Below are 12,706 nucleotides of genomic sequence, written 5' to 3' on the forward strand. Positions count from 1 at the left end.
CTGGGGCATCTCGCCACGGGCCAGGCGCTTGTTGATGTCGTCGATCACCGCCGGCAGGTCGGCGATGGTGTCGATCAGGTAGTGTGGGCGGGAGCCTTCGAACATCTGGCCGATGCGCGCGCGCTCCTGGTCCAGCTTGTCCTTCGGCAGCGCCTTGAACTGCTCGTACGTCAGGCCCAGGGCGTTGCCCGAGCAGGTCAGCGCCACGGTCCACATGCCGGCGCTGCGGCCTTCGAGGATGCCCGGCCAGGTGTCGTCCACCTTCACGCAGGCGGCGACGTCGTTGATGCCGAGGGCGATGACGTTGGCCAGGGACTGCGCCGGGTGCGGGCGGCCGTTGGGCACTTCGTCGGTGGCCACCACGTGGTCCGGCGTGTAGCCGTTCTCGCGGGCCAGCTCCACCACCTTGGCCATCACCACCGCCGGGTAGCCGGAGCAGGTGCCGATCTTCAGGCCCTTGCCGCGCAGGGTGGCGATGGCGTCGAGGGCGCCGGGGATCAGCGCGGAGTGCAGGCCGATCTTCTCGATCTGCAGCGGCATGAAGCGCTCGTAGATGGCGGTGACGTCATCGTCCGTGGGCAGGCGGCCGAAGGCGGCGCGGTAGCGTTCGGCGATGGCCGGGATGTCGCAGAGGGTGCGGATGTGGTCCCACTTACCCATACCCATCGGGCCGCGGGCTTCTTCCAGGGAGACCGCGACACCGAATTCGGCGAAGGCCTCGACGAAGATCTGGGTCGGCGCGAAGGACCCGAAGTCGACGACGGTGCCGGCCCAGTCGAGGATGACGGCTTGCAGTTGGGTGGGTTGCTTGTAATGCATGGTGATGACTCCAGCGGATTGCAGGTTGGCTAAGGAAATTCAGGTCTTGGCCCCGGCCAGGGCCGGTTGACCGGTTGCCGGGAAGCTTTCCGGCGCGTTCAGGGTTTGCGGGCGGCTGTTCCAGAAAGGCACCAGCATCAGGCTGGCCAGCAGTGCCGCGGCGGTGAACACCACGAATACGGTGCTGGTGTCGAAGTAGCCCGGCAGCAGGCCTCCGAGGATGGCGCCCACCGAGCCGCAACCGTTGACGAAGCCCGCGGCGGTGCCGGCTGCTTCTTGGGTGCCGAAGTCGATGGCGGCGGAGCTGCTGATCATCGAATCCGGTCCGTAGAGGGTCATGCCCATCATGAACAGCAGGCCGACCACCAGGTACAGGCTGCCGCTCTGCATGGCCGGGACGAACAGCGCCAGGCACACGGTGAGGGCGATCAGGCTGAACACGCAGGCTGGCATGCGGCGGGCACCGAAGAGCTTGTCCGACGCGAGGCCGATCAGGATCGGGCCTACCAGGCCAGCCAGTTCGAAGGCGGTGGGGACGATGGCCGAGGCGACCTTGCCGATGGCGGGCATACGCTCGTAGACGATGACCGGACCCCACAGCAGGATGGCGTAGCGCGCCGGCTTCAACAGGAAGTAGGCGAGGCCGAGGACAAGCACGGTGCGGTTCTTCAGCACCTTGCGCAGGGCGCTCCAGTGGCCTTCACGCGGCCCGCTGGTGGCGATTTCCACTTCCACCGGCGCGTGGCCGACGTCTTCCGGTTTGTTGCGCTGCAGGAAGTAGAACAGCACCGCGACCACGCCCACCACCAGGGCACTGGAGATGAACGCCATGCGCCAGTCATGGAACACTTCGTAGGCCCACCAGCCAGCGAAGGGAGTGGCGACCAGGCCGCCGAAGGCGTAGCAGGTGCTCCAGTAACCCAGGACGCGGCCGCGTTCGCCGGTGGCGAAGAAGCTGCCGATGTTCTTGCACAGGCCCGACCAGCCGGTGGACTGCGCCAGACCCTGGACCACCATGCAGGTAGCGAAGATCGGCAGGGTGGCGAAAGTGCCCATGACAACGGCCACCACGGCCGAAATCACCAGGCCGCCGAGTACCACCACGCGCGGGCCGAAGCGGTCGGCGAAGATGCCCCAGGTGAACTGGCCCACGGCGTAGGCGGCCAGGTAGAGGGCATCGAGGTTGGCCATCGCGGCTTTGTCGAGTTCGAAACTTGGGTCTTCGCCAATGCCGAGCTTGGCGACGGAGAAGGCTTTCCGGGTGAAGTAGAAGGCGGCGTAGGCCAGCCAGGTGATGAGGAATATCTGGACACGCCAGCGCTGGAGGGACTTCCAGCCGCTGTGCAAGGCACCTGCGTTGTTGTTCATGGTTTTCTGACCCCGTGTGGGTATGCCGGACAGTGCAAATAGGGAGGTTGTTGTTGTTTTGCTGCTGGGCTGTCTAAACGCACGACCTTGGTCAGATGGCAGCGGTCGTGGCGTCAGGCTGGTGAATGGGATTCGGCGTTAGTCTTGGCTCCTGCCCGGCGCGGCCGAGCGGCTGGTTTACTACGGATATGTTTCAGAAAAAGGTCACCGCACCACGGCCCCGCTACCCGCAGCGGGAACCGTCTCAGGACGGTGGGTGACCTGGAATGGGCCAGCCCTTCGACGTGGGTGGCCGTTTCAACTGCGGGTCATTTCATGTCCACGCCCATCGCCTCGAGGGTGTCGGCGATGGCGCGCAGCAGTTGGCGGACGATGTGTTCGTCGATCTGCCCGATGCAGCCGATGCGGAAGCTCTCGGCGACGGTCAGCTTGCCGGGGTAGATGATGAAACTGCGGGCCTTCAGCTCCTCGTAGAAGCGCTTGAACTCGAAGTTCGGGTGTTCCGGGCTGAAGAAGGTGGTGATGATCGGCGACAGCCACTGGTCGTCCAGCAGGGTCTTGAATCCGATTTCGCGCATGCCGGCGACCAGCACGTCGCGGTTGCGGCTATAGCGCGCCAGTCGGCCAGCTACGCCTCCTTCGGCAGCGTGCTGTTCCAACGCCGCGCGGAAGGCCACCACGCTGTGGGTCGGCGGGGTGAAGCGCCACTGGCCGGTGCGCTCCATGTAGAGCCATTGCTCATAGATATCCAGGGCGAGGGAATGGGCGCGGCCCTTGGCGGCTTCCAGCACCGAGCGGCGGATGATCACGAAGCCGAAGCCGGGGATGCCCTCGATGCATTTGTTGGCGGAAGACACCAGCACGTCGAAGGCGACTTCATTGACGGTCAGCGGCACCGCGCCAAAGGAGCTCATGGCGTCGACGATCAGGCTCTTGCCGTGTGCCTTCACCACGTCGGCGACTTCGCGCAGCGGGTTGAGGATGCCGGAGCTGGTTTCGCAGTGGACCAGGAAGACGTTGGTAACGTCCGGGTTGGCCTGCAGCAGGGCGTCGACTTCATCCGGTTGCGGCGGCAGGTAGTCACCCTTGTCCAGGGTGATGTAGGCGCGGCCGAGGTAGTCGAGGGTCTTGGCGGCACGCTGGCCGTAGGCGCCGTTCATCAGGATCAGGCACTTGCCATCGCGGGGGATGGCAGTGGCCAGGGCGGCTTCTACCGAGAAGCTGCCGCTGCCCTGCAGGGGAACGCAGGCGAAGCTGTCGTCCTGCACGCCAGCCATGGAGAGCAGTTCCTGGCGCACTTCTGCGGTTACCAGGTTAAAGGCGCCATCCCACGAGCCCCAGTCACGCAGCATGGCTTCCTTGGTGGCCTTGGAAGTGGTCAGCGGACCGGGAGTCAGCAGGTAGGGCTCGCCGAGGGCGGGGGCTGCCAGCGGTTGGGCGTTGGTGGGGAATTCGGCTTTGGTCATGGTCGTCTCCAGCGTTGTTCTGGTGAGGGCGCGTTGCGATGGAGAGATAAAACCAATTCCATAAAAATAAAAAAAATCGATTTATAGTATTTCAAATATAAGTTGAGCTTATTTATCGAGGAGCAGGCGAATGGCGGTTTCCCAGGCACAGCTCAAGGCCTTCCACGCCGTGGCGGTGCACGGCAATTTCACCCGTGCGGCCGAGGCCCTGTTCCTCAGCCAACCGGCGGTTTCCGACCAGGTGCGCAAGCTGGAGGAACGTTTCGGCATCCTGCTGTTCCACCGCAACAAGCGCTCGGTGCAATTGACCGACCTCGGCGAACGTCTGCTGACCATCACCCAGCGGTTATTCGCAGCCGAAGCCGAAGCGCAGGAACTGCTTTCCACCTCACGCGCATTGGAGACAGGCAGCCTGACCCTGGCGGTGGATTCGCCCGTGCACCTGCTGGGGCACATAGCGCGCTTCTGCGAGCGTTACCCGGGCATCCGCGTCAGTCTGGTCACGGGAAACAGCGACGAATGCCTGCGCCGGCTGCAGGAGTACAAGGCGGACTTTGCCCTGCTTGGTCGCGTTGTCGAAGACGACAGCCTGATCACACATGTGCTCAGTGCTGATCCGCTGGTGGCGTTCGTGGCCCACTCGCACCCATGGGCTGCGCGTGAGTCGATCGTCCTTGCCGACCTGGAGGACATGCCGATGGTGTTGCGCGAGCGTGGCTCCATGACCCGGCAAATACTCGAGGAAGAGATGCGCCGAGCAGGCATCGCCATCCGTCCGGCCATCGAGGTTGAGGGTCGCGAGGCTACCTTCGAGATGGTCGCTGCGGGCCTTGGCGTGGGCCTTGTTTCGGCGGCCGAGGTGGGGGCCAGTGCCAACGTGCATGTGCTGCCGATCCGCGACTGCCTGCAGCGCATGACGGAGACGCTGGTGTGCCTGCGCGAGCAGGGTTCGCGGCGCATCATCGAGACCTTTTTCGACATCGTGCGGTCGAATCGCGGCTAGCCGGTTCGCTTCATCCTTGTAGGGGCGAATTCATTCGCCAAGGATCGCGTAGCGGTCCGAAGGGAGCGCATGGCAGACCGTCGGCCTGCTCGGCGAATTCATTCGCCCATACACCAGCCTCCTAGGCCCCAGGGGAGGCCGCTGTGCTAACCTGCGACAAGTTTTTTCCGGGCCGGGGCGGCCCGTTTCAGAGGTCATCCATGCATATTCACATCCTCGGCATCTGCGGCACCTTCATGGGTTCGCTGGCGGTGCTGGCCAAGGAACTTGGCCATCGTGTCACCGGCTCCGACGCCAACGTCTACCCGCCCATGAGCACCCAGCTGGAGGCCCAGGGAATCGAGCTGATGCAGGGGTACGAGCCCGCCCATCTGGAACCCGCTCCGGACCTGGTCGTGGTCGGCAATGCCCTGTCCCGCGGCAACCCGGCCGTGGAGTACGTACTGAACAAGGGCCTGCCCTACGTCTCTGGCCCGCAGTGGCTGGCCGACCATGTGTTGCAGGGGAGCTGGGTGCTCGCGGTCGCCGGTACCCACGGCAAGACCACCACCACCAGCATGCTGGCCTGGGTACTGGAGCATGCCGGCATGAGCCCGGGCTTCCTGATCGGCGGCGTTCCGCAGAACTTCGGCGTTTCCGCGCGCCTGGGCGGCACACCCTTCTTCGTGGTCGAGGCCGACGAGTACGACAGCGCCTTCTTCGACAAGCGCTCCAAGTTCGTCCACTACCGCCCGCGCACCGCCATCCTCAACAATCTCGAGTTCGATCACGCGGACATCTTCCCCGACCTCGCGGCCATCGAGCGTCAGTTCCATCACCTGGTGCGTACCATCCCTGGCGAGGGGCTGGTCATTCATCCGACTTCCGAAAGCGCCCTCAAGCGCGTGCTGGACATGGGCTGCTGGACCCCGGTGCAGACCACCGGTGAAGGCGGCCAATGGCAGGCACGCTTGCTGGCCGAAGACGGCTCGCGTTTCGAAGTGCTGTTCGAAGGCCAGGTCGCCGGCACCGTGGACTGGGAACTGACCGGCCAACACAACGTCGCCAATGCGCTCGCGACGCTGGCTGCGGCCCGCCATGTCGGCGTGGTGCCGGAGCTGGGAGTCGCTGCGCTGTCCGTCTTCAAGAGCGTCAAGCGGCGCATGGAGAAGGTGGCGGAAGTGAAGGGCGTAACCATCTACGACGACTTTGCCCACCACCCGACCGCTATCGCCACCACCCTCGACGGCCTGCGCAAGCGCGTTGGCGATGCTCCAGTGGTCGCGGTGATCGAGCCGCGTTCCAACTCCATGAAGCTCGGCGCCCACCGCGACGGCCTGCCCGACTCGGTGAAGCTGGCCGACCAGGTGTTCTGGTACGCACCGCCGAACCTCGGCTGGGACCTTGCGGCCACCGTTGCCGGCTCCAGCGTGCCGACCCAGGTGTGTGAATCCCTGGAGTCCATCATCGAGGGCGTGAAGGCCATTGCCGCACCCGGCACCCAGGTAGTGATCATGAGCAACGGTGGTTTCGGCGGCCTGCACGGCAAGCTGGCCTCGGCCCTGGCGGAGTGAGGCCATGAACGGACCTTCCCGCATCACGCTGGCAATGACCGGCGCCTCTGGCGCGCAGTACGGCCTGCGCCTGCTGGACTGCCTGATCCAGGAAGACCGTGAGGTGCATTTCCTGATTTCCAAGGCAGCGCAGCTGGTGATGGCCACTGAAACCGACGTCACCTTGCCGGCCAAGCCCCAGGCCATGCAGGCATTCCTCAGCGAGTACACCGGTGCCGCACCGGGACAGATTCGTTGCTACGGCAAGGAAGACTGGATGTCCCCGGTGGCGTCCGGTTCCGGCGCACCAGCAGCGATGGTGGTGGTGCCCTGTTCCACCGGGACGCTCTCGGCCATCGCTACTGGCGCTTGCAACAACTTGATCGAGCGTGCCGCCGACGTGACCCTGAAGGAGCGCCGCCAACTGGTCCTGGTGCCGCGCGAGGCGCCTTATTCCAGTATCCACCTGGAAAACATGCTCAAGCTGTCCAACCTTGGCGCGGTGATCGTGCCTGCCTCGCCGGGTTTCTATCACCAGCCGCAGACCATCGATGACCTGGTGGACTTCGTGGTGGCGCGCATCCTCAACCTGCTGGACATTCCCCAGGACATGCTGCCGCGTTGGGGCGAACACCATCAGGGCGTCGATGACTAGTCGCCTTGCGGCACCCTTGCTGGCATTCGTCCTGATGCAGGGCTGCGCCAGCGTCGCGACCCTCAACGCCGCCAAGCCGGGGGCGCCGATCATCTATTCCGGCACCCGTCTGGACTGGTATTCGCTCAATGGCGGCTGCTGCCCCACGGATCGCTTCGGCGTCGAGCCGCCGGCCTACCCAGCGCTCGACCTGCCCGCCAGCGCCTTGCTGGATACGCTGCTGCTGCCCTTTGCGGTAGCGGCGGAATTGGGTGTGACGCTGGGCGTTACCGGCGGGTATTGAACCTGTAGGGGCGAAATCATTCGCCAACCGGGGCGTAGGCTCGGCCCTCGGGTTTGCGGGGGGATGCTGCGCATCCCTTGGCGAATGAATTCACCCCTACAAGAAGCGATGGCCGCTCGTGACTCAAGCCGGCTCCTGGCAGACGTCCACCCATTTCGCTTCCACCAACTCGGCCATGTAGGCCGGGGTTATGCGCACTGCGCTGTGCACGGCGCCCGCCGCTGGCAACACTTCATCGAAGGCCTGCAGGGACCGGTCGCAATAGACGGCTAGCGGTGTGGCCAGACCGAACGGACAAACTCCGCCCACTGGATGGCGGGTCAGGGCTTCCACCGTTTCGGCATCCAGCATCTTGGCCTTGGCGCCAAAGGTTTCCTTGAACTTGCGGTTGTCGATGCGTGCGTCGCCGCGTGCCACCACCAGCACGGCGTCCTCGCCTATGCGAAAGGCCAGGGTCTTGGCGATTCGGCCGGGCTCAACGCCATGGGCTTCCGCCGCCAGGGCCACGGTGGCGGTGCTGGTCTGCAGTTCGATAATGTCGATTTCGGGCGCCTTCCCGGCGAAGAAGGCACGGACCGATTCGAGACTCATAAGCGATCCCTCTGGGGTGAAGGACGAATCCTTGTACTTCGGCAGGACGGCGTCAATCCGCCCATCCACGGTGGACGAACGTCATGGGTTTTGGGCCGGGCAGGTAGCCACTGTGCAGCTCGCCGATGTTGAAACCACCGGATTCGATCAGGCGCGGGATGTCACGGTCGAGGTGACAGCCGCCGGCCAGCGGTTTCCATAACGGGGTGAGGCGGTGCTGCCAGCGCACCACGGCGAGGTCCGGCGCCAGGCCGTGCTCGGCGAAGTGCAGGCGCCCGCCAGGCTTGAGCACGCGGCGCATTTCACGCAGGGCGGCAATTGCGTCCGGAATGGTGCAGAGGGTGAAGGTGCAGACGATGCTGTCGAAGCTGGCGTCGGCGGCCTGGATCTCGCCGAGTTCCAGGGCGATGGTCTCTACCGGGATCGCGATGGCGTCAGCGCGCCTGCGTGCCAGTGCCTGCATCTGCGCAGCGGGGTCGACGCCGGTGACGCGACTGACGCGGGTGGGATCGTAGAAGGCGAGATTCAGGCCGGTCCCGATGCCGATCTCCAGCACCTGGCCCTCGGCCTGGGGCACGACCAGGGAACGGGTCTTCATCACGTGCCCCATGCCGCAGGCGAAGTCGATCAGGTGGGGCAGGATGTGGCGATCGTAGAAGCCCATGCTGGCTGTCTCCGGCAAAAGACGTCGTTCACCTTAGCAGGGGGCGAATCGCAAGGGCGCGGGGATTTCGGCCAACGGCGGGCGTGCTCCCGCCGTTGTCAGCGACCGAGGCGACGCAGATCGTCCGACTCGATGATGCGAATACCGTCTTCCTCTTCCAGCGCCAGGCGCCAGAGCGCGCGGGCCAGGGTGCAGACATCGATGCCACGGTACTTGCCGGGCAGCCAGCGCATGAAGGTCGCGGCCAGGCGTTCGCCGAAACGGAACTCGCTGCGCGGCCCTATCAACAGGGATGGGCGGGCGATGGTCAGTTGCGGCCAGTCCATGGCCTTGAGAGCTTCCTCCATCTCGCCCTTGACCTTGTTGTAGAAGATCGAGGACGCGCGATTGGCTCCGAGGGCGCTGATCACGATGAAGTGCCGGGCACCCAGTTCGCGGGCGCGCTGGGCGAAGGCCAGGACCAGGTCCAGGTCCACGGAGCGGAAGATTTCCTGGGTTCCGGCCTGGCGGATGGTGCTGCCCAGGCAGCAGAAGGCGACGTCCACCTGTCCCTGCAGCTGCGGCAACAGATCGGCCAGCGGGCCGACGGGGTTCAGCAGGTGTGGGTGTCCGGCCAGCGGGCGCCGTGTGGGGGCCAGGACGCGAGCAACCGTGGGTTCGTTGAGCAGGCGGTCGAGCAAATGCTCGCCGGTCAATCCAGTGGCGCCGGCGAGCAGTATGTGCTGGGGCGTCAGATGCATGTTGTTTCTCCGCTGATACAAGCTGAGCTTAGTGGCTACGAGCGGTTTTGTCGGGGTTCGTGGCGCTTTGCGCGGTCAGTGCCTGCTCCGCCTGGTGCTCACGAAGCGCACGCCAGCGCGCGGTGACGGCCTTGGGCGCCCAGATCTGCGGTTCCGAGGCTTCGAAGTCGTCGGCCTTCTCGCGCTCGGCGACTTTCTCCCTGGCGATGCCAAAGGCCCGCTCCAGGTCGTCTGTCTCGCTGAAGGCGTCGGCGAACAGCGCGCGGCCGAAGTAGGTGAAGTCGTTCTCCTCGGAGCATCCGAAGGATACGCGATCGGTACGGGCCGCAGTCATGATCAGGGTCCTGTCGTCCTTCAGGGGAGGAATGAATCCGCCGGAGTAGCAGGCGGAGATCACCAGTACCTTGTATCTGTCCTTGAGAGGAACGAGCAGGTCTGCAAGCTCCTGCGCGGGCAGGTGGCCCAACTGAAGGCCGGGTTGCTCCAGGGCCAGTTCATGGGTCGGCGAGCCGTGGCTGGTGAGGTAGATGAACACCAGGTCTTCTGGTCCGCTGCGCCTGGCAACGGCCCGGATGGCGCGGGACAGACTTTCCCGGGTGGCCAGGGGACGGTCGGTCATATGTTCGCGGTGGTTGACCAGGGTGATCTGGCCGTGGGCGCCAAAACGCTCGGCCAGTAGCCTGGAGACGTAGTCTGCTTCGCGCAGGAAAACGCTCTGGCGGCCGTCACCGGCGAGGCTGATGGAGTAAAGCTCCACTTCCGGGGTGGACACCGGCAGGGCATCGATTGCTTGTTCGAGCAGGTGCCCCTGGGCCAGCAGGCCGATTTCCAGTGGATCGGGCAGGGCCTTGCCCTTTTCGTCGCGGATGCGCGTGCCCTCCTGCCAGATGCCGGTTTCACGCTTTCCATCGGGCAGTGTCAGGCTGCCGGTGCCACCGTAGAGACCGTCGTTGAAGTGCCCCTGGTAGCGACTGCCGTCGGCCAGCGACAGCTTGCCCTCGCCTTGGTAGCGCCAGTGCCGGAAGTGGCCCTCGTAGTGGCTGCCATCGGCCCCGGTGAATTCGCCCTCACCAACGAGGTTGCCCTCCTTGAAGGTGCCGCTCCAGACATCGCCGTCACCGCTGGTGAAGCGCCCCTTGCCGTCGAACAGGCTGTTGCGGAACTCGCCGATGTAACTGGAACCGTCCTGCCCCTGATAGGCCCCTTGGCCCTCCAGTTGGCCACGCTTGAATCGCCCGCTGAAACGATTGCCCGCTTCATCGGTACGAACGCCTTCGCCATCCGGCTGGCCGGCTTTGAAGAGTCCCTGGTAATTGCTGCCGTCGGACCATTCGAGGATGCCGAAGCCCTGGTATTTGTCGTTGCGGAACTGGCCGCGATAGGTGACCTCGCCCTGGCGCAGGGTGCCTTCGCCGTCGAACTGGTTGTGGGCGAAGCCGCCTTCGTAGGTTGTGCCATTGCCGTAGGCGAGGCGGCCCCGGCCATGGAACAGGCCCGACTTGAATTCGCCGACGTAGACCAGGCCGTTGGGGCCGTGCCATTCGCCCTGGCCCTCGGGCTGACCATCCTTGAACTGGCCTTCGAACCTGGTGCCGTTGTTGTAGTCCAGGCGGCCCGGTCCCTGCAGCAGGCCGTCGACCAGTTCGCCGCGGTAGCGGGAACCGTCCGGCAGGCGGGCATCCGGCGGCGTGAGGGGTTCGCCCTCGCCGCAGGCTGCAAGCAGGATGGCGAGGCTGAGGGGCAGAAGCGGCTTCATCGGGTGTCCTTTTCCTTGCATCTGCCTTTCAGTGTGGCGCAAAAAAGCCCGCGATTGCGGGCTTTTTTGGTGGCGAGGAAGGGCTCAGACGAAGCAGAGGCTGATGGACTCAGCGACGTAGGCGGGCTTCTGCTGGCCTTCGATCTCCAGGGTGCAGAGAGCCTTGATCAGCCACTGGCCCGGGTTCTTCTCTGTAATGTCAGACACTTTCACCGCCAGGCGCACGCGGGCGTCGACTTTCACCGGCTGGATGAAACGCACGCTGTCGAGGCCGTAGTTGACGACCATTTTCAGGCCTTCGGGCATGATCAGCAGGCCTTCGATCAGCTTGGGAATCAGCGACAGGCTGAGGAAACCGTGGGCGATGGTGGAGCCGAAGGGGGTCTGCTTGGCGCGCTCCGGGTCGACGTGGATGAACTGGTGGTCGCCGGTGCATTCGGCGAACTGGTTAATGCGATTCTGGTCGATCGTCACCCATTCCGAGTGGCCGAGTTCCTTGCCAACGTAGTTCTTCAGTTCCGCTACTGGTACGAACGCCATACGTCATCCTCCGTGGATGCAGTGTTGTAATTCTTATGATTCGGGGTGGGCCCCTTCTTGCGTGCAGCGCTTAGATCATCATGCCGGCCCCGGCGGGTCAAGACGCCATGCCCCCTGCGAATGGCGGGTTATAGCGGGACAGCCGGCAAGCCTATAATGCCCCCGGCCGAGGCCCTGCCTGGCCGGACCTGACCGGTGGAGAATTTCATGCTGTTGCGCGGACTGACCTGGCTGGTGCTGTTCCAGCTGATCGGTAGCGGGCTCAATGCCCTGTTCCTGTCGATGCTTCCCGGGCCCATCATTGGCCTGGTGCTGCTGTTCCTCTATCTGCTGGTGCGTGGGGAGGTGAGCGAGCCGCTGAGCCTGGCCGCCAGCAGCCTGTTGCGCTACCTGCCGCTGCTGCTGGTGCCGCCGGCGGTGGGCGTGATGGTCTATGCGCAGGCAATCTGGGCGGACTTCTGGGCCATCGTCGGTGCGCTGGTGCTGTCGCTGCTGGCTGCCTTCCTTTTCTGTGGCTGGCTGATGCAGAAGCTCATCGATCGCCAGGCAAATCGCCGGGAGGACATATGAGCCTCGACTGGCAAGCCGCCGTTCAGGCGGTGGTGCATCACCCGTTGTTCGGCTTCGGCATGACCCTGGCGGCCTATCAATTGGCCGTGGCGGCGTACGAGAAGACCCGCTGGGTATTCCTGCAACCGGTGCTGCTGTCCATGCTGCTGCTGATCGGTGTGCTGCTGGCCTTCGGCATCAGCTATCAGGAGTATCGCCAGAGCACCCAGCTCCTGACGGTCTTCCTCGGTCCGGCCACGGTTGCTTTGGCTGTGCCGCTCTTTCTCAACCTGCGGCGCATTCGCCAGCTGTTCTGGCCGACCTTGCTGACGCTGGTGTTCGGTGGGCTCTTCGCTACGCTGTCGGTAGCTGTGCTGGGCTGGTGGTTCGGCACTGAGCGCATGGTGCTGATGACGTTGCTGCCGAAGTCGGTGACCTCGCCCATCGCCATGCTCGTGGCCGAGCAGCTTGGCGGGGTGGCGGCCCTGGCGGCGGTGTTCGTGCTGATTACCGGTGTGCTCGGCGCTATTCTCGGGCCGGAGTTGCTGCGCCGTTGTGGTGTGCGTCACCCCGCGGCGCAGGGCATTGCCCTGGGGCTCACCGCCCACGCGGTTGGTACCGCGCGGGCTTTGCAGGAAGGCGAGGAGTGTGGTGCCTTTGCCGCCCTGGCGATGAGCCTCATGGGGGTCGCCACGGCGGTCCTGTTGCCGCTCGCTGTTGCCATGATTGCTTGAGGTCGA

14 protein-coding genes are annotated in these 12,706 nt (G+C 64.7%); 6 read left to right on the forward strand and 8 right to left on the reverse strand.

Annotated elements, in window-relative coordinates; all coding sequences use genetic code 11:
* The 3 genes from phnX to E8E75_RS26615 form a co-directional block, all read right to left on the reverse strand.
* Positions 1–819 (reverse strand): phosphonoacetaldehyde hydrolase (gene phnX / locus E8E75_RS26605; RefSeq protein ID WP_280359919.1); only part of this gene is annotated, 819 nt, incomplete at its 3' end.
* A gap of 39 nt (positions 820–858) precedes the next feature.
* A complete protein-coding gene (locus tag E8E75_RS26610; RefSeq protein ID WP_153921494.1) occupies positions 859–2,187 on the reverse strand; it encodes an MFS transporter in 1,329 nt (442 codons plus the stop codon).
* Between the two features lie 308 nt (positions 2,188–2,495).
* Positions 2,496–3,653, reverse strand: a complete 1,158-nt coding sequence (locus E8E75_RS26615) for a 2-aminoethylphosphonate--pyruvate transaminase (protein WP_120653146.1) — start codon at positions 3,651–3,653, stop codon at positions 2,496–2,498.
* A 130-nt stretch (positions 3,654–3,783) separates the two neighbouring features.
* Here E8E75_RS26615 and E8E75_RS26620 point away from each other — a divergent pair, with 130 nt between their 5' ends.
* The 4 genes from E8E75_RS26620 to E8E75_RS26635 all read left to right on the forward strand — a co-directional run bounded on the left by E8E75_RS26620 (position 3,784) and on the right by E8E75_RS26635 (position 7,126).
* Positions 3,784–4,656, forward strand: coding sequence for a LysR substrate-binding domain-containing protein (locus tag E8E75_RS26620; RefSeq protein WP_153921492.1), 873 nt, complete (start codon positions 3,784–3,786; stop codon positions 4,654–4,656).
* A 200-nt stretch (positions 4,657–4,856) separates the two neighbouring features.
* Positions 4,857–6,209, forward strand: coding sequence for a UDP-N-acetylmuramate:L-alanyl-gamma-D-glutamyl-meso-diaminopimelate ligase (gene mpl / locus E8E75_RS26625; RefSeq protein ID WP_153921490.1), 1,353 nt, complete (start codon positions 4,857–4,859; stop codon positions 6,207–6,209).
* 4 nt (positions 6,210–6,213) lie between these two features.
* Positions 6,214–6,843, forward strand: a complete 630-nt coding sequence (gene ubiX / locus E8E75_RS26630; RefSeq protein ID WP_120653143.1) for a flavin prenyltransferase UbiX — start codon at positions 6,214–6,216, stop codon at positions 6,841–6,843.
* On the forward strand, positions 6,836–7,126 hold the full coding sequence (locus E8E75_RS26635; RefSeq protein WP_120653142.1) for a YceK/YidQ family lipoprotein: 291 nt from the start codon (positions 6,836–6,838) through the stop codon (positions 7,124–7,126). Before ubiX ends, E8E75_RS26635 begins: the two co-directional genes overlap by 8 nt.
* A gap of 123 nt (positions 7,127–7,249) precedes the next feature.
* On the opposite strand, the gene E8E75_RS26640 is transcribed toward E8E75_RS26635, so the two are convergent.
* The 5 genes from E8E75_RS26640 to E8E75_RS26660 form a co-directional block, all read right to left on the reverse strand.
* Positions 7,250–7,717, reverse strand: a complete 468-nt coding sequence (locus E8E75_RS26640) for a YbaK/EbsC family protein (RefSeq protein WP_153921488.1) — start codon at positions 7,715–7,717, stop codon at positions 7,250–7,252.
* A gap of 52 nt (positions 7,718–7,769) precedes the next feature.
* Positions 7,770–8,381, reverse strand: a complete 612-nt coding sequence (locus E8E75_RS26645; RefSeq protein ID WP_120653140.1) for a class I SAM-dependent methyltransferase — start codon at positions 8,379–8,381, stop codon at positions 7,770–7,772.
* A 98-nt stretch (positions 8,382–8,479) separates the two neighbouring features.
* Positions 8,480–9,121: an oxidoreductase gene (locus E8E75_RS26650; protein ID WP_120653139.1), complete on the reverse strand. Its 642-nt coding sequence runs from the start codon at positions 9,119–9,121 to the stop codon at positions 8,480–8,482.
* A 28-nt stretch (positions 9,122–9,149) separates the two neighbouring features.
* A complete protein-coding gene (locus E8E75_RS26655) occupies positions 9,150–10,877 on the reverse strand; it encodes a C13 family peptidase (RefSeq protein WP_153921486.1) in 1,728 nt (575 codons plus the stop codon).
* A gap of 84 nt (positions 10,878–10,961) precedes the next feature.
* Positions 10,962–11,417: a MaoC family dehydratase gene (locus E8E75_RS26660; protein ID WP_120653137.1), complete on the reverse strand. Its 456-nt coding sequence runs from the start codon at positions 11,415–11,417 to the stop codon at positions 10,962–10,964.
* A 207-nt stretch (positions 11,418–11,624) separates the two neighbouring features.
* On the opposite strand from E8E75_RS26660, the gene E8E75_RS26665 reads away from it, so the two are divergent.
* Together E8E75_RS26665 and E8E75_RS26670 are read left to right on the forward strand one after the other, a co-directional pair.
* Positions 11,625–11,987, forward strand: a complete 363-nt coding sequence (locus E8E75_RS26665) for a CidA/LrgA family protein (RefSeq protein WP_120653136.1) — start codon at positions 11,625–11,627, stop codon at positions 11,985–11,987.
* Positions 11,984–12,700: an LrgB family protein gene (locus tag E8E75_RS26670; protein ID WP_120653135.1), complete on the forward strand. Its 717-nt coding sequence runs from the start codon at positions 11,984–11,986 to the stop codon at positions 12,698–12,700. The genes E8E75_RS26665 and E8E75_RS26670 overlap by 4 nt, the downstream gene beginning before the upstream one ends.
* Positions 12,701–12,706 lie beyond the last annotated feature (6 nt).

Source organism: Pseudomonas sp. BN606, from assembly GCF_029873115.1.
GTDB lineage: Bacteria > Pseudomonadota > Gammaproteobacteria > Pseudomonadales > Pseudomonadaceae > Metapseudomonas.